Origin of the sequence: Denitrificimonas halotolerans (assembly GCF_034259425.1) — a bacterium.
Lineage (GTDB): Bacteria > Pseudomonadota > Gammaproteobacteria > Pseudomonadales > Pseudomonadaceae > Denitrificimonas > Denitrificimonas halotolerans.
This window is the reverse complement of record NZ_JAXIVU010000025.1, coordinates 1-17,241: the sequence shown is the minus strand read 5'-3', so window position 1 is coordinate 17,241 and position 17,241 is coordinate 1. Positions and strand designations below refer to the sequence as shown.

At 45.1% G+C, this 17,241-nt stretch carries 14 protein-coding genes; 6 read left to right on the top strand and 8 right to left on the bottom strand.

All coding sequences use genetic code 11. From position 1 onward, the window contains the following. Positions 1-204 precede the first annotated feature (204 nt). Positions 205-2,064 (top strand): quinoprotein ethanol dehydrogenase, encoded by a 1,860-nt coding sequence (gene exaA, locus TOI97_RS12220; RefSeq protein ID WP_321554414.1) that lies wholly within the window; start codon positions 205-207, stop codon positions 2,062-2,064. Between the two features lie 72 nt (positions 2,065-2,136). Then, positions 2,137-2,775 (top strand): pentapeptide repeat-containing protein, encoded by a 639-nt coding sequence (locus TOI97_RS12215; protein ID WP_321554413.1) that lies wholly within the window; start codon positions 2,137-2,139, stop codon positions 2,773-2,775. A 32-nt stretch (positions 2,776-2,807) separates the two neighbouring features. On the opposite strand, the gene TOI97_RS12210 is transcribed toward TOI97_RS12215, so the two are convergent. Together TOI97_RS12210 and TOI97_RS12205 are read right to left on the bottom strand one after the other, a co-directional pair. Beyond that, a complete protein-coding gene (locus TOI97_RS12210; protein ID WP_321554412.1) occupies positions 2,808-3,455 on the bottom strand; it encodes a response regulator transcription factor in 648 nt (215 codons plus the stop codon). Next, a complete protein-coding gene (locus tag TOI97_RS12205) occupies positions 3,452-4,150 on the bottom strand; it encodes a sensor histidine kinase (RefSeq protein ID WP_321554411.1) in 699 nt (232 codons plus the stop codon). The genes TOI97_RS12210 and TOI97_RS12205 overlap by 4 nt, the downstream gene beginning before the upstream one ends. 294 nt (positions 4,151-4,444) lie before the next feature. On the opposite strand from TOI97_RS12205, the gene TOI97_RS12200 reads away from it, so the two are divergent. Both TOI97_RS12200 and TOI97_RS12195 read left to right on the top strand, forming a co-directional pair. Further along, positions 4,445-5,050 (top strand): PQQ-dependent catabolism-associated CXXCW motif protein, encoded by a 606-nt coding sequence (locus TOI97_RS12200; RefSeq protein WP_321554410.1) that lies wholly within the window; start codon positions 4,445-4,447, stop codon positions 5,048-5,050. Further along, positions 5,028-5,690, top strand: coding sequence for a response regulator transcription factor (locus tag TOI97_RS12195; protein ID WP_321554409.1), 663 nt, complete (start codon positions 5,028-5,030; stop codon positions 5,688-5,690). Before TOI97_RS12200 ends, TOI97_RS12195 begins: the two co-directional genes overlap by 23 nt. A gap of 70 nt (positions 5,691-5,760) precedes the next feature. On the opposite strand, the gene TOI97_RS12190 is transcribed toward TOI97_RS12195, so the two are convergent. The 4 genes from TOI97_RS12190 to TOI97_RS12175 form a co-directional block, all read right to left on the bottom strand. After that, the gene (locus TOI97_RS12190; RefSeq protein WP_321554428.1) at positions 5,761-8,409 is read right to left on the bottom strand and encodes a hybrid sensor histidine kinase/response regulator; all 2,649 of its coding nucleotides are present in this window, start codon (positions 8,407-8,409) and stop codon (positions 5,761-5,763) included. After that, the gene (gene nosP / locus TOI97_RS12185) at positions 8,342-9,514 is read right to left on the bottom strand and encodes a nitric oxide-sensing protein NosP (protein ID WP_321554408.1); all 1,173 of its coding nucleotides are present in this window, start codon (positions 9,512-9,514) and stop codon (positions 8,342-8,344) included. Before nosP ends, TOI97_RS12190 begins: the two co-directional genes overlap by 68 nt. 141 nt (positions 9,515-9,655) lie before the next feature. Then, positions 9,656-10,834 (bottom strand): porin, encoded by a 1,179-nt coding sequence (locus tag TOI97_RS12180; RefSeq protein ID WP_321554407.1) that lies wholly within the window; start codon positions 10,832-10,834, stop codon positions 9,656-9,658. A gap of 386 nt (positions 10,835-11,220) precedes the next feature. Continuing rightward, complete coding sequence (locus TOI97_RS12175) at positions 11,221-13,686, bottom strand: insulinase family protein (RefSeq protein ID WP_321554406.1); 2,466 nt, start codon at positions 13,684-13,686, stop codon at positions 11,221-11,223. Positions 13,687-14,566: 880 nt separating this feature from the next. Here TOI97_RS12175 and TOI97_RS12170 point away from each other — a divergent pair. Both TOI97_RS12170 and TOI97_RS12165 read left to right on the top strand, forming a co-directional pair. After that, the gene (locus TOI97_RS12170) at positions 14,567-14,716 is read left to right on the top strand and encodes a lmo0937 family membrane protein (RefSeq protein ID WP_321554405.1); all 150 of its coding nucleotides are present in this window, start codon (positions 14,567-14,569) and stop codon (positions 14,714-14,716) included. A gap of 326 nt (positions 14,717-15,042) precedes the next feature. After that, complete coding sequence (locus TOI97_RS12165) at positions 15,043-15,930, top strand: endonuclease (protein WP_321554404.1); 888 nt, start codon at positions 15,043-15,045, stop codon at positions 15,928-15,930. A gap of 4 nt (positions 15,931-15,934) precedes the next feature. Here the strand turns inward: TOI97_RS12165 and TOI97_RS12160 are convergent, their stop codons facing one another. Together TOI97_RS12160 and TOI97_RS13365 are read right to left on the bottom strand one after the other, a co-directional pair. Beyond that, positions 15,935-17,134 carry a sensor domain-containing diguanylate cyclase gene (locus tag TOI97_RS12160; RefSeq protein ID WP_321554427.1) on the bottom strand — a complete coding sequence of 400 codons (1,200 nt, stop codon included), beginning with the start codon at positions 17,132-17,134 and terminating at the stop codon, positions 15,935-15,937. Then, the gene (locus TOI97_RS13365) at positions 17,131-17,232 is read right to left on the bottom strand and encodes a hypothetical protein (protein ID WP_407651316.1); all 102 of its coding nucleotides are present in this window, start codon (positions 17,230-17,232) and stop codon (positions 17,131-17,133) included. Before TOI97_RS13365 ends, TOI97_RS12160 begins: the two co-directional genes overlap by 4 nt. Positions 17,233-17,241: the final 9 nt, after the last annotated feature.

Here is a 17,241-nt window from a genome sequence, read left to right as displayed (position 1 = left end):
ACACATCCTTAGTAGTACATTTAAAGACCTATAAAATACTGGTTTTAGAAGCACTGCCAAATGAGCTATGGATTGGGAATTTATCCCACCATCAACGGGAATTATTCCGTATTCTTTACCCTCATACTTTTCCAACATGGATGCCGTCAATGCTCAGTCAACTGCAGCAAGACTCACAACATGCAACCAATGGGAAGTAAAGCAATGATAACAAAACAATCACCCAGCCCTGCCAAACCCTTAGTCCTAGCCGTCAAGGGTTTAATTCTCGGTGCCGCTTTAATTGGTGCCAATTTCAGCTTTGCCAAGCCTGTGACTTGGGAGGACATTGCACAAGACCACCTTAACACCAGCAACGTATTGCAATACGGTATGGGAACCAACGCTCAGCGCTACAGCCCCTTAACCACCATCAACTCGGACAACGTGTTTAAATTAACTCCAGCATGGACTTATTCTTTTGGTGATGAAAAACAGCGCGGTCAAGAATCTCAAGCTGTAGTTCATGATGGCGTCATTTACGTGACCGGTTCTTATTCCCGTGTGTGGGCGCTGGATGCTAAAACCGGTGAGCGTTTATGGAGTTACAGCCACCGCCTACCTGACGACATTCGTCCATGTTGTGATGTCGTGAACCGTGGTGTAGCCATTTATGGCGATAAGGTTTTCTTCGGCACCCTCGACGCTCGCGTGGTGGCCCTCAATAAAGATACAGGTAAAGTCGTTTGGAATAAAAAATTTGGTGACCATGCAGCTGGATACACAATGACTGGGGCTCCCACCATCGCCAAAGATGCAAAGTCCGGCAAAGTACTTTTAGTACACGGCAGCTCCGGTGACGAATTCGGCGTGGTAGGAAAGCTTTTTGCTCGCGATACAGAAACCGGAGAAGAGATCTGGATGCGCCCATTTGTTGAAGGTCATATGGGCCGCCTCAATGGTAAAGACAGCACCCCGACTGGCGACATTAAAGCCCCTTCTTGGCCTGATGACCCAAACCATCCAACGGGTAAAAAAGAAGCTTGGAGCCAAGGCGGTGGTGCACCATGGCAAAGCGCTAGCTTTGACCCAGAAACAAACACCATTATTGTTGGCGCCGGTAACCCAGCACCATGGAATGGTTGGGAGCGCACATCTGATGATGGTGATCCTCGTGACTATGACAGTCTCTATACCTCAGGTCAGGTCGGTGTTGACGCCACCACTGGTGAAGTGAAGTGGTTCTATCAACACACACCTAACGATGCTTGGGACTTTTCGGGCAACAACGAACTCGTACTCTTTGACTACAAAGATCAAGACGGAAAAACCACTAAAGCCACTGCCCACGCAGACCGTAATGGATTCTTCTATGTGGTTGATCGTAAAAACGGCAAGTTAAAAAACGCCTTCCCCTTTGTTGATGGTATCACTTGGGCCACACACATTGACTTGAAAACAGGCCGCCCTGTTGAGGTTGAAGGACAGCGTCCACCAAAACCAGAAGCAGGTGAAACCCGAGGTAAACCTGTTGAAGTCTCACCACCTTTCTTAGGCGGTAAAAACTGGAACCCTATGGCTTACAGTCAAGACACAGGCTTATTCTATGTTCCAGCCAACCATTGGAAAGAAGACTACTGGACAGAAAAAGTAAGCTACAAAAAAGGTTCTGCATACTTAGGCCAAGGCTTCCGTATTAAGCGCTTATTTGATGATCATGTTGGTATCTTACGCGCGATGGACCCTACAACAGGCAAAGTAGCCTGGGAACATAAGGAAAAATTACCATTGTGGGCAGGTGTGTTAGCCACTAAAGGTAACCTTGTCTTTACCGGCACAAGCGATGGTTTTCTCAAAGCTTTTGATGCCAAGACAGGTAAAGAACTGTGGAAATTCCAGACTGGTAGCGGTGTTATCTCTCCACCAGTGACTTGGGAAATGGACGGTGAACAGTACATTGGTGTTACCTCTGGATACGGTGGTGCTGTACCACTGTGGGGTGGCGACATGGCCGAGCTGACCAAGCCCGTTGCTCAAGGGGGGGCTTTCTGGGTATTCAAATTACCTGAGTGGGATAACAAGTAAAGACGATCAACTATTTACATTCCTTTACCGCTGCTGTGCCAATACAGCAGCGGTTTTTCCGAGGTACTTTGCATGCAACGTCATATCTTTTCTGTTTTAGCACTAATCTTAAGCAGCACAGCCATCGCTGACCAACAGACGTCAAGCATCAACGGCTGCACACTTGAACCTAACAGTAATTGTACTGGCATCGATTTGCGTAACGCCGACTTAAGTAATATGGATCTACGTAAAATCAACTTTAATGGTGCAAACTTATCAGGTGCTAATTTACGTCACGCACAACTCGATTTATCCACCTTTAATGGTGCTGATCTCAGTAATGCAAACTTCACTCGCGCCAGCTTACAGCAAGCTAGCATCCGTGGAGCTAAGCTAGATAAAACCAAGTTTGTTGCTATTAATGGTTGGGCGTTAATGGGCCAAGGGGCCGAAGGTAAACATACTGATTTCAGCGCCGCAAATTTAGACTTTGCTCGATTTTCCGGCTCTAAACTGCCCTATGCAAACTTTAATGCTGCCAACTTAGAAATGGCTTGGCTAAATAAAAGTGACCTGCGCAAAGCCTCTTTCATTGAAGCCAATATGCAAGAATCTAAGCTGAGCGAAGCAAACATGGCCAAAGCTAATATGACTCATGCACGCCGCCATTATGCAACCTTTCTAGGAACCTTTATGGAAGGCTGTACCGCATGCCCACTGGACTGGTAACCGTACTGCAGAGCAAGCCAATACACTCGCTATTAGCTTGCCTCTCCAATCCGCAAGACACCTGTATCAATGGCTAAATGCACCAACTCAACCTGAGATGTCACTTGCAACTTTTGCTTCAGCAACGTCATATAGTTGGATACCGTCTTACTGCTGATGCATAGATTTTGCGCAATTTTCTGTGTTGCCACCCCACGGGCCAACATCACAAAAACCTCCATCTCCCTAGGGGTCATACTTTGCAAGCGTGGATCAATGGCACCTGGCAAGCTCCTATGGCAAGCCAACTGGGTCGCAATACTTTGTTCAATATACATATGACCGGTTACTAGCCGACGCACTGCATCAATTAATACATCAGGTGCCACAGTCTTACTGATATAACCAGCGGCCCCAGCATCCAAAGCTTGGCGTACCAGTGTTAACTCGTCATGCATACTAAAAAATAAAACGGGCAACTGTGGTAATCGCTGACACAAACGCCGACAGGCTTCCAAGCCACTGATTCCTGGCAAACTAATGTCCATCACCACTAAGTGCGGTTTAAAGATCGGTACACACTGTACTGCTTCCTCACCACTCTCTGCTTGTTCAATCAACACATCAGGAAAGCTGAGTTGTAATAAACTAGCGTAGCCTTGCCGTACTACCGCGTGGTCGTCAACTAAGAGAACTTTCATGGACCCACTCCCTCTGAATGCACGTATAGATATACTGACCAACCACGCATCACCCGAGGTCGTATATAAAGTTGTGCCCGCATACTTTGGGCGCGTTCAGTCATGGTGTAGCAACCAATCCCTGCTTGCGCCAAAAGCCCGCCCTTACCATTATCACGCAATAAAATACGCCAAGCTTGTGCCTTATATTGCAACCATAACTTCACCTGCGTAGCTTGTCCGTGCTGATAGGCATTGCACAACGCCTCTTGCAATAAACGATACAGCTGCTGTTTATCCGCCAAACTAAGCTCTGGCAAAGCTCCTAGCGGATGCAGATTGATATGTAATGCTACCTGATCAAACCAGCGTTGCTTCAATAACATCAGCAACTGAAACACAGACAAACACTCTAGCTGCACAGGGTACATACCTTGTACCACAGCACGAAAACCTTGCTGTATACGATGTGCTTGCTGCTCTAACTCTTGTGCAACACGCTGCACCTGATCGGGTCGCTCGGCAAGCAAATGTAAGGTCTTAATTTGTGCTCGCAATGCGACAATATACTGACCTAAATCATCATGCAAAATAGCTCCAAGGCGACGACGTTCTGTTTCTTGAACCTCCGTTAGCACTCGACTTAACTGAGTTTTTTCTGTTTGCATCGCCTGCATTCGGTCCTGCTCGGTTACATATGGCACTGACTGTTCCATGGCTACTCCTCAGGATAATTTCCTAACTCCATGCTAATCAGTACACAGATAAAAATATTCCTACCTTCGTACTAACTCAGTGCTACTTTCCTATATGTATTTAGCCCAAACAGGTTAACCTGCCCTAATTGAACACAACTCAACCAATACATCTTAACCGCACAAACTGCAAAGCCCTCTACAACCCGAAAAAAACAGTACTTTAGTAGCAGATCAAGCAGCACAATGTAGCATTTCAAAAAGGCTTTATTTTCCCTTTAATAAAAGAAACGCCATTGAGGGAGGGGGGGTCGTATGCTTAAACCCATTTGTACTGCACTCGTTGCAACCTTAACCCTGTTTGGGAACACCTACAGCTACGCCCAAAACACAGATTTATTTAATGAAGCAGGTTACCGTAGTACACTGTACCGTAGTCCTACACCGCAGTTTCATGAATTGGCGCGCACACTGGATCCTCAACAATTACTCGAATTGCAAGCCAAACAACCTCAGGTACTATTAATCGATGTATACCGCAACCCTTGGTTACGTGGTTATTTCACCCTATCAGAAGTGCATCAGAACCTACCCAATAGTCTTTGGTTAGCCAATTGTGGTGATGGTGCACTTAGCGAGCAATGGATGGCATACTGCCGGCAACACTTAGAACAGGCCACTGCGGGGAATAAAGCACACCCTATAGTGTTTTATTGCCGTTCAGACTGTTGGTTAGGTTGGAATGCTATTAAACGCGCCCACCACCTAGGCTACACCAATTTATATTGGTTACGTGACGGTATTGATGGTTGGGCACAAGCCAACTTGCCCTTAAAGGTTGCTCGACCAGAAGCTGTACAGTCAACTATTATGTACTATAAAAACGAGACTAAGAATCATGTACAACATCTTAATCGCTGACGACCACCCTCTTTTTCGCGAAGCGATTTGCAATGTCATTCGCTCAGGCTTCCCAGGCTGCCATATTATCGAAACAGCAGACTTAGATAGCACCCTACTCCTTGCCACAGAACACGATAGCCTCGATCTCATTCTTTTAGATTTAAATATGCCAGGGATGAGTGGGCTCAACGGCCTAATGACTTTGCGTAATGAAGCCCCCACAATCCCTGTTGTTATCGTTTCTGCTGAACAAGATAAACACATTGTGCTGCAAGCTATTACCTATGGTGCAGTCGGTTTTATCACCAAGTCTACTCCCCGTGAACAAATGACCGATGCAATAGAACAAGTTCTCAATGGCCACGTATATTTACCTGCGGAAATTATTCGCTCTGAACAATCCAATACGCGACGCACACCCCGTGAAGCCACTATTGCTCCTGAGTTACTGCAAGCATTAACTCGCAAACAACTGCAAGTACTCGAACGCATGGCAAAAGGCGAATCCAATAAACAAATTGCTTACAATTTGGACATTGCTGAAACCACAGTCAAAGCTCATGTTTCTGCTATTTTAAGAAAGCTCAACGTACACAATCGCGTACAAGCCATTCTTTCAGTGGGAGATATTGATTTCTCTACTTATCTACGCCGCTAAGCTGCAGTACAACAGCTTCCTGATTCACAGCTCTATATGGCGCAAACCGACCAAGGCCGCGCCATATTTGCTAAGCACTGCCTCCAACGCCTGCACGCTCTAACAAATGATTCATAACTACTTTTAATTGCATAGGCTTCACCGGTTTATGCAGCAGGGTATGACCTGCCGCACGCATTTGCTGCTTAAGCTCATTGCTATAGTTAGCAGTAATCATCATCGTTGGAATCAGCTGTTCACGATGCCGTTGTATATTGATAACAGCATCAACTCCATTAACCCCGTTATCTAAGTGATAATCAGCAATCAATAAGTCCACATCCGTATCAAAACCACCCACTTGCTCAGCTAAATCTTCTTCGGACACCCCTGTCGTCACCAAACAGCCCCAACTTTCCAGTAACGTACGCATAGCCACACAAATTGCCATATCATTGTCCAACACCCACACTCGCACACCACGTAAACGATCTAAGTGATACACTGGCAGCTCATGTAAACTTGGCTTAGGCAATTGATCTGCACCTACCAAGGGCACTTCCACTGAGAACATAGAACCCTGCCCCGCTTGAGAAACGACACGCACTCTGTGCCCAAGGATTCGAGTGATTTTATCTACAATCGCCAAGCCTAAGCCGAGCCCCCGATCTTGCTTATGACCTTGACGATTACCACGTTTAAACTCTTGAAAAATTTCCCCTTGCTTCTCTTTTTCGATACCAATGCCTGTATCCCACACCTGAATCGAGACATAACCTAGGTAACGACGGCAACCTAGCACGATGCGTCCTGATGGCGTATAACGGATAGCATTACTTAAAAAATTACGCAAAACTCGCGCCAACAAGTGTATATCACTGCGTACAAACACCGAACTGGCGACAAAATTGAGCTGCAAACCTACACTTTGTGCCACCTGTTGGTATTCCAACGCTAAATTTTCAAGTAAATTCTGTACCGCAAAAACTGAAGTATCAGCCTTAATAACCCCAGCATCTAGCTTCGAAATATCCACCAAAGTTCCTAACAAAGTCTCTACATCATCTAGAGCGTTACTGATATTTTTAATTAAACTCGAACAGTTCGATGGATTAGGGCTATCAGCTAAAGATCCGGCAAATAGCCGTGCAGCATTCAAAGGCTGCAGTAAGTCATGACTGACTGCAGCCAAAAATTTAGTTTTCGATAAATTCGCTTCTTCCGCCTCACGTTTAGCCTCTAATAAATGCGCTTCAGTTTGTTTGCGCACATCAATTTCTGAGATCAATTGATTATTGAGCATCGTCAACTCTGCTGTACGTTCACGCACACGCCCTTCAAGATTCTGATAAGCCTGATGCAATGCTTCTGCCGTTTGGCGGCGTTCAGTGATGTCTCGCACCAAAACAAAGATCCCAGAAATTTCACCATTACTTTGTCGATTCGGCACATAAGAACGCTGCATAAAACGCTTCCTCCCCAACACACTGTGCTCTGCGACTTCAAAAGTGAGGCTCTCGCCTTGCAAGGCTCGATTAATATAAGGCTGCAAACGCAAAAAATGCTCATCGCTATGGGCTTCGCACAGGCTCTGCCCTAAAATACTGTCTCGCGGCCAACGATACCACTGCTCATATACTTTATTAGTAAACTCATAGGTAAAATCACTGTTCACATAGGCAATCATTGCTGGCACATGATCAGTGATCAGACGAATCCATTCCTCACGCTTACGTAGCACTTCAGCATGCAGGTAGCGTTCCGTGATATCAGTAAAAGTATTTACAAAATCACCATTAGGCAAAGGGTGTGCACGTATTTCAATCACTCGACCATCAGCCATGCGTTGTTCTTTTTGCAAACGGGGTTGCCCATTTTCATCGACTGTACTGGGTGTCAAAAGCATATCAGCATTATCACGCATGACTTCGTGATAGAGACAATTCGGCTCAAAGGGCTGTAACGCACAGATCTCTAAAAACCTATGGTTCCACAACTCTAAAACGCCCTTCGCATTAACCATAACGACACCTTGCGACAAATTATCCACTGTTTGCTGCAATAAGCGTGTTTTTTGTGCTAAAGCCTGCTCACGACGCTGAGTTTCACTGTGTTTTAATTCGGTGATATCGGTATATAAAATCACCAAACCACCCTCTTGAGTGGGGCGTTCTGTCACCTGCAACCAACGTCCAGTGCGCAAACGATACAGCATACCTTGCTGACCAGCGCGTAGCTTTTCAACCACTAAACCCGTATTTTCAAGAAAGGTTTTAACCTCAAATAAGCTAGTACCCACTCCAACCCTGTGGGTACTTTGATCCCAAAAGCGCTTAAAATGATGATTAAAAAGCACAATACGCTGCGCTTTATCAAACAGAACAAAGCCCTCGCTGATACTTTCAATCGCATCAATGAGGTGCTGATGAGCCACTTCCGCTTTATGACGCGCGTCACTGAGCAAAATATTACTGCGTTTTAAATCCGCCATGACTTGATTCAGCGCATCAGTTCGCTCTCGCACCTGCTCGGCCAACACTACTGAATGACGAAAAGCAGTGTAAGACTCAGAATGTTGTGCAGCCCCCGACTCAACTCGCTCAATCAAAGCTGCATTAATACGCAACAGCTTGCGGTTTTCCACCTGCAACGCCTGCACCTGTTCGGCTAATTCAGTTTGCGTTATATTTTGCTCGTCCAATTGCCACCCCAGTAAAGGTCTGATTGATGTGCATACCATTGAACTGCTCACCATAGGTGTTAAAACCAATAACATTCTGTTTTTTCAGAACTTGCTCAATAGCTGCTTGCCCATCCTTATGTTCAATTTCCAAGCGTCGTAAAAAACAATCACAACCAATAGTAATTAAGGGCTCACCCAAACGCTGATTCAGGCCTGAAAACAGCTGATTCACATTATCCAGTAATGAAGTGGTTTGCATTGCAGTTAACACAATGCCGTTTTCCACCGCACAATAAAAAGTCAAACTGTGATCATCATGGGTTTGTTGAATAGAGCGTGGATAATAGCTATTGCTGATTTTCACCGCTAATGGGTAGCGAGCAAAGGTGTGCATATCCAGTTCAGCGACTGAACACCCAATAAGGCGAGCGTATTCTAAAGCTGCAGGTTCAGCATTCAACTCAAGCACTCGACGTGAATCACTGTCCACCTTAGTAATTACTAACTTTTCCGTCGAAGGTTGTAAGTGATGAGTGGTAAACACTTCAAAATCCAACAAGGTATTGATGAGCACAACCACAGCTGCACCGTTATAAAACTGGCCATTGTCATACACATGAGTTCGAGTGAAATAATTGTCATCTCCAGCCGAACCACCAAAGTGTGGAATACAGCCCAACGCTGCGCTGAGCGCTCCTAAAACCACCTCTTCACGACTGGATAAACCATCAAGTAAAGTTAATGCAAAGCTATGATTCTTAATCGGAGCAACAGCATGCATACGGCAATCATTAACCAGTTTTTCTACCAGTTCTTGAGCGTTATACAAGGTGAAACGCTCCATTTCATCTACCAGTACACTGGCCATGGAAAAGTAGCGCTGATCAAAACCTATAGCGCTGATACAGCCACGACCATAACCTTCTTGACTGATTTCTCCTGCGGTGGTGCAACCTAATAAAGGCACACCACCAAAGACACCTTCCAGCGCTTTAGATAAAGCAGGTAAGTCATACTGAGCTGAGCAAAAAAACAAAACAAAGCCCAAATGAGGATTTATCAACTGCCGCGCCAGATCTTGCCCAACCTCATCAGCTTGCTGGGCAAAAGAAACTGCCGTAATAACCCCTTCACACTCTAATGAAAACTGCTGTCTGCCCATAATTCACCTACCTGTTCTACCTCTATTGTAAAAACATCAGGCAAGAAACCTATGCACTTTCAGTGGTAATTCAGCCCTACTAAAGTAGCAATTAAAAAGCCAGAAACACTGTAAACTTCTGGCTTTTACGCAACGCATCTTTTACCAAGTTAAAACGGCACCCACTGCAAAGGTGTCAGTATCCTCATCATTCAAACTGTTTCCTTTATGACCACTAATTTCAAATTGATTGTATTCAGCCACCAGCTTTAAGTGATCATTCACATTATGAAAGAAAGCAATACCGCGCGTTTCATAATCAGCTCCAGTAGCTATAACACCATTTCCATCATCTTTCGTTTTACCAAAGCTTAAAGCCACACGGTTTTTACCAAAACGGTAAGAGCCTTGTCCTAAATAACCTTTGCTATCAATATCACGCAAAGTGGCATGGCCAACATTATTCGTAAAAAACGGATTAATTCCCTTCGCGGTAAAACCAGAACCGCTTAAAGTAAAATCACCCAAAGTTGCACGCACGCCATATCCCAAACCTTTCGAGGTGATGTCTTGTACTGTGCGATCTGTGTTTTCTGAAGTCTGATATCCACCATTTAACCATGAATAAACCTGTGCACCGGCCAAGTCAAACTGATAGGTCACTTCTGACTCAATGCGTGGGTTTTCTTGGTATGCCTTACCTAAAGGGCTATTATCGTTGGTATCGACAGGATCCATAATACCGACAGCAATACGCATACCCTTCATCACGGGCGAGCGATAGGTGATCTGCGCAGTAGGAAAAGGATATGGATAGCCGCTACCGATGTTGCCAAACGAAACACCGCCACCGTCCACTAGACCCAAGGTATCGCTCACCTGTCCATAACCTGCTAGCAACTCATCCAGTAAAATATTTGACCGTGCAAAAAGGCCAAAATCTTTACCAATTAAGACCTCTCCCCACTCACCAGCTGCCGTACCGTAAAACTGACGTACATCGATATCCGTACCTGTACCATTATCATCACTGTCATTAATGGTCACCCAAAAAGAAGCACGAGCTCCCAACTGCATACCATCAATTTTCTTCCCCATATTGAACCCAATATAGTTAGGTAAAAAACCCATTTTCACCCGCGATTGACGACGATCAAACTGATCTCCTGCACGATCAACGTCACTATTCACGTAAAAAGCATTGACATAACCATCGGTAGCAAAAGTTGTACTCTCTTTGTCATATAAAACAATTTCAGCAAAAGCAGGACTGTTAGCAGCAATGGCCCCAATCAAGGTAAATGGTACCAACAGGTGTTTGGCAATTTTATTCTTATACATAGTCTTCTCCACAGAAATGGAGCAACTGACCTATCAGTCGCTTCAAACTGATTATTAGAAGCTCTACGCTCAACTTATACGCAGCTTTAGTCAGAAATACCTGCAACTTAACGACCAAGCCCTTTGACAACCAATATAGGGTGCTGAAGTCGTTCTCCTTTAGCATGAAAAACAATCACTGCTAAAAACAAAAAAACAGCCTGAACTTCCCTATCCATCGAGCCACGATGCAATCCAGTGCTTTAGGTGTACGCCATTTGCAGGGATAAACCAGACTTATCCCACATAAAATGAATAAAAAAAGCGCATAAAACAGCTGCCATAACTGTCCGATGCGCCTGATGCGGAGCTGTACTTACTGTTTGAATGAAAAATTCATGAAATACTTAATCACCTGATGGTTGGTTACTTAATATCAACCAATACTGATCCTTTTGTATCTCTTGACAATAATCTGCAAACAGCGCTTGTGAAAATACTTGCGGTGCGTGACTCCCTGTATGCAAACCAAACTCTAAACGCTGCTCACACCACTGATGAAACACTGATTTGCTGAGCGCCTCATACCCCCACTGCGCCTGAACTCGCCGCTGTGCATGTACAGCGAAATCAAGCTTTAAATCGGATACCTCAGATAGCAATTGGACCTGTAAAGCCGCTAAACACCGCTGAATCTCAGCCAATAAATATTGTGCACCCACCTTACTCGACTGCAAAGCACAACTGATACCTTCATGCCCCCCCTGCTCATAGGCTTGAGCAAAAACGGCATAACACAGAGCCTTCTCATCGCGTAAAACATGCTGCAGTCTTCGTTGCAAGTGCTGGGCAAACACACAATTGAACAAACGCAACTGATCCTTATGCGCCTGCCCCAGAACAGGTAAAGGCATATACAACACAAGTAAGGTCTCATCCGTATGCCCCTCTTCCACCTGCTGCCACCCCACTGCAGCCGGCATCTGCGATAACTCAAACTCCAAAGTGTGTAAGCGCTGTAAATATCTACTGTCTAGCCGCTGCATTCGCAGCCCAACCGTCTCATGCCCTATAAGCAAAGCATACTGTGGCTGGCTCGACAAGCTGACTACCCTTGGCGCTCTTTGCATAGCATCAACTAGAGCTATTGGTAAACGTTGCAACAAACGGCGCAAAGCAAAAGGTGCTTGCGGTTGGGCAGGTTCAGCAGTAAAAGGCTGCTCTAATTGATTTAATATCTGCTGCATTGCGTTAGGTAAATAATGTTCAGGCCCACTGACAACTATAAAGACTACGTCTGATACAACTTCCACCTGCCAGCGTACTGCGTGGTAGCATAATACGTCTGTCAATGTGGCCAAATGTCGAGGTAATGACTGCGCAATCAACGAAGCTCCCTCCACCGCCCACCCCCAATAACACACCGCAACCCCTTGCGGAAAGCGCTGCGGCTGATAGTGACGCAAAGCACTTTGTACGACTGAACCATTACCTGTTGCACAACCATTGAACTGAGCGGAATGTTCGCCTATATCAAGCTGTACCGAAGTAAAAGTTGGCACAGATACCGAACTAGCAGTAACCGCTGTCACTGCTTGCACTTGCAACGGAATACCATGGTTATAATACCCACCAATGGGGTCAGGGCTAGCTTGAATCTGAGCCATAGCACCAACATTAAACGCTCGTAAAACAGCATCCAACGCAGCCAAACAAGATGCTGAAACACCCAGTGTCATGGGCCACCCTCTAGCTAATATTTGCTGTGCCTGCTGTAAAGGTTGAGACAGCAACCAACGGTCAGCTTGCGCCTGCCGCTCATAGGCCTCTTGTCGTGGAGTGCCCAACACTTGACGCCACTGACGCAACCACTGATGAAAAGCAGCAAGCAAGTTTGCCTGCTCAGTCGTAGCTGCACTAAAGTAAATACTGAACACTCCTTGATCTTGGGCGCTAAAAGAAGCGCGAAAGTTGATATCTGCACACCATCCGCGTTGCCGTGCGACCTGTAAAAAGCCCTGTTCTGCACTGAGCAGCAGCGCATGCTGCGTCTTTTCAACCAACTCAGTTAAACCTTGCCCTGCTTGATTAATTGGCAGATGCACAACCCAATATGTTTGTGGGCTAGGCAAACACAGTTTGATTGCGGCAGCGCTTTTAAGCTGCAATTCCGGCAGCCGTTTAATAGGTAGGTTTCGCACTGGAGCAACCAAAGGTTGTAATACCTGCAACACATCTGCCCGCCAGTGCGGCCAAGGTTGCGGCAGCACTAAAACAATATTCAACTCACTGCGCAAATAAGCTCGCCGGTGAAAATCCTTTAAAGCCCCAATAAACTTAGGGTCCTCGATGGCTAAACTATCGCGATTACCTGCGTAGAAATATTGCAAAGGATGTTCAGTAGCCAAGCAGGGTGCCAAGGCGGCATCCATCAAAACCTGTGGGGCACGACAATATAAAGCAAACTCTTCTTCAAGCACTTCACGCTCAGAGCTCAACGCTGCGGGTGCCAGTAACGGCGCCACTAACATATCAACTAGACGCTTAAGCGCCTCAAGCAGAACAGTAACATCCACTTGAAAATGAAAGTTGGTTTGCTGACCTTGAGTCTGTGCATTCACTTGACCCGCATGCTGCTGAATAAACGCCATCAACCCGTTACTGGATGAATAATTTTGACTACCTCGAAACACTAAATGCTCTAAAAAGTGTGCCATACCGAGATACTCAGGAGGCTCATGATGGCTCCCTGCAGCAAAACTTAAGGCCAGAGCTGCTTGTTGATTTGACGTGCTCTGAATCACGGTCAGATGGCAACCTTCAGTTAAGTTGATCTGCCATAGTGGTAGCGACTCTAATTCTGTGTACAGCATAAAAAACCTCTGAGCTAAGAGGCCTACAATCCAACAGTAAACATACACAAAGCAACAGTACTTTAGAACCAGAACCACCCGCCTAATGCTCATCGAATTTTGAGTTGAAAGCCAATAAGCAAACCATTCAGGTATTACTAACATACCAAACGATACTTAAGCCGCAATACAAAAATAACCTTTAATTTTGCAGCCTAAGTCAAAACATCAGTTTAAAATGCCCACGCTATTACAATCTAGCCTGCCATGTCACTGCGACTGTCTACTAAATTAAAGTAGGCATCCTCCCCCTTAACTATAGACTCAGGAAGTACTGGTACAAAAAACTGCCCTTACAATCAATCTGTAAAGTTGTACGCCAAGCAAATCAAATAATTATTTATGGGCTAACTCACCAACTATCGCGTACTCTACATAATGTACATGCCTAGAAAGCTTAACTGGACTTTCCATCCATACGGAGTACACCCCATGCACCCAATAGCTGCAACAACGCTCAAGCTCCCCTGGATTAGCGATCAGACACGCTAAAAATGCGCTAGGGCAAATTACCCAGCGATGACCTTAACATCGCCGAAGCTCATAGCGAGTTTTTAGAAGGCAAGTTGCAAGAACGTTATGGTTTAACTAAAGAAAAAACTGGAAAGGAAATTGTGGAATTTAAGTGCAATCTCTAAAGCTCAATCAAATAACACATTTCGGAGAGTTCAGTCGCAACAATATCGCTAAATTGCTACTGAGGATCAAGCAGCGCTAACAAAAGCTTCTAAGACTCAGCCTCACTCCAAAAGTGCACACAAACACTTTATAACAACTTGATTTGGTCCGTGCGTCAGTAAAAGCCGCCCGCTCAATCCAGGTTAACGAAAGGATACACACCATGTTATACACGCTCGCACTGATACTTTTAGTCCTTTGGGTTTTAGGATTAGTTTCTTCATACACGATTGGAGGTTTTATCCATATTCTTCTGATTGTTGCTGTCGTTATCGTACTACTACGCATCATTAGAGGTCGTAAACCGCTCTAATCCAGTCCGACTCCTTGTACAAACAAAAGTGATGCTGTGTTAATCCCAACTGTGACACACAGCATCACAGAGAATGAGTACCACTGCCGTCTAGTGATCAAAGGTTGTGACAAAATGCTAAACAAGCAACATCCGCCACCCTTCCTTAATTAATATTGCCTCTACCCCTCAATGCTCATAGTACCAACACCTTATACCTGCTCGCACCACTGTATCTCTCACTATTCATACTCCCACTTTGATTTCTACAATACAGGCTTAGGATCGGTATAATGCTGCACTTTTCGTAAGCTTTCGTTGTAACGCCCTCAATTAAGGAGTTTGCTGTGTCTTTTCGCCTCCCTCGTAAGCTATTAAAACTGATAGCAGTTGTCGCAACGGTCTTCTTTACTTATACAGCTATTGATACGTCGCCGGACAACTTCTCACAAGCCAAAGTTGTTCTAAAAAACAAGGTTTACTTTGATCAAAATCACAATGGAGCAATGGGTACATTTTATTGTGGCTGTGATTGGCGTTGGGTCGGTAAATCAGGTGGACGAGTTGAACCTAAAAGCTGTGGCTATAAGGTTCGAGCCATGGCAACCCGTGGTGAGCGGACAGAATATGAACACGTCGTGCCCGCCAGTTGGTTTGGGCAACAACGTCAATGTTGGAAAAAAGGAGGCCGCAGTAACTGTTCATCTAATGATCCCGTGTTCAGTGCGATGGAAGCCAACCTACACAACTTAACGCTAGCCATTGGGGAACTCAATGCTGATCGCTCCAACTACCGTTTTGGTGAGCTGCCCCATGCTCGCAAGCTATATGGACAATGCAGCAGCAAAGTAGATTTTAGTAAACGCATTTTTGAACCTCGCGCAGAGGCAAAAGGGATGGCAGCACGGATTAATTTCTATATGGCCGATCGCTATGATCTAAAAATGAGCCTTCAACAACAAAAACTCTTGATGTCTTGGCACCAAAAATATCCTGTAACTACTTGGGAGCTAGAACGTGATCGCCGAATCTCCAAAATAATGGGGCACAGTAATGAGTTTGTAACGGGCAAACGCACCTGGACGCTCGGCCACCAAAATTCCAAAGATGGCTTAAAAAGTACTGCTGCTACACAGCGGCTATTGGATTTATTCTTCTCGTTTTTACCCGAAAATATAAAAACCGAAGCACAGCACTGGCTCCAATCACTGCCGCTTAATAGCTCAAGCTTTTAAAGGGCTACTTGGAGGGGACGTACACCTCACAGCGGTTACGTCCCTGCTGTTTGGCCTGATACAACGCAATATCCGCTTGTTGCAATACTTGTTCTGCGGCATATTTCCTACCTGAACTTGCAATACCAATAGAAACTTGAATAGAACCCACGAGTTCAATCTGTAAAGCAGCAATACGGGAACGAACCCGCTCGGCAATGACTTCAGCTAAATCAATAGGCGTATTCGGCAAAATCAACAAGAATTCCTCACCACCTACTCGCGCAATCACATCTTGCGCCCTAGAAATCTGGCTGATCACCCGTACCAATGCAACTAAAGCTTTATCACCGGCCGGATGACCATAGGTATCATTCACCCTTTTAAAGTGATCAATATCAATTGCCAAAACAGAAAAAGGTATGCGTTCCTGCTCCATCGTTTCTAGCAATACTTGTACGCTGCGACGATTCACAGCGCCTGTGAGTGCATCTGTTGCTGCATCTTCCTTTAATTGACTGATTTTTGTATTGACGACGCCTAAACCCTTCAGAATTCCTAATTTCAGCTCACGTACTTCTAAATACCACGACTTAATTTGCCCAAGTTTTTGATAAGCATTAGGATCATCCATTTCAACTGCTGTAGCAGCCAACTGCTGAAGTGGTCGTGATATATAACTAGCCAACAACCAAATCAAAATAAAGGTCAATAATGCCAATGGTAACGTGCGGAAAGCTACGGCTTTGATTAGGCTATCCAACGGCGCCAAAGTGGCATCAACCGGTCGTTGGGCCACCACCCCCCAGTGAGCTCTCTGGATTGGTGAAAACCCAGCCAACATGTCAATCCCCTTACTATTGATGACCTCAATAAAACCACTATGGCGTTCAACAACGCTATTGATGACTGCATTATTTAAAATATACTCACCCACACGTTCCGACTCTGGGTGATAGATAATCTGTTTATTACTATCAACCACATAAATATACGAGCCATCGCGATGAAAGTGTCGCCCTAAAAGATCATTGAAAATACTGGGCTTTTTCAAATAAATGGTGCCCCCAACATAGCCTAAATACTCTTCAGAGCGATTAAAAATTGGGTAAGAAATCAGTACCAGAAAGTTATTTGCTAAAGATAAGTAAGGTCGACTTACCATAGGTTCACGTTGGCTTAATGCTTCAGGCCCTCCACCTTCCTGGACTTCCCACAGTTTCATAGACACTCAGCTGCCTCGTTGAGACGTTCTCTTTCTTCATAATCCGCCGGTGATAACTGGCCTAAATGACTATGTCTGCGACGGCGATTATAAAACACCTCGATGTA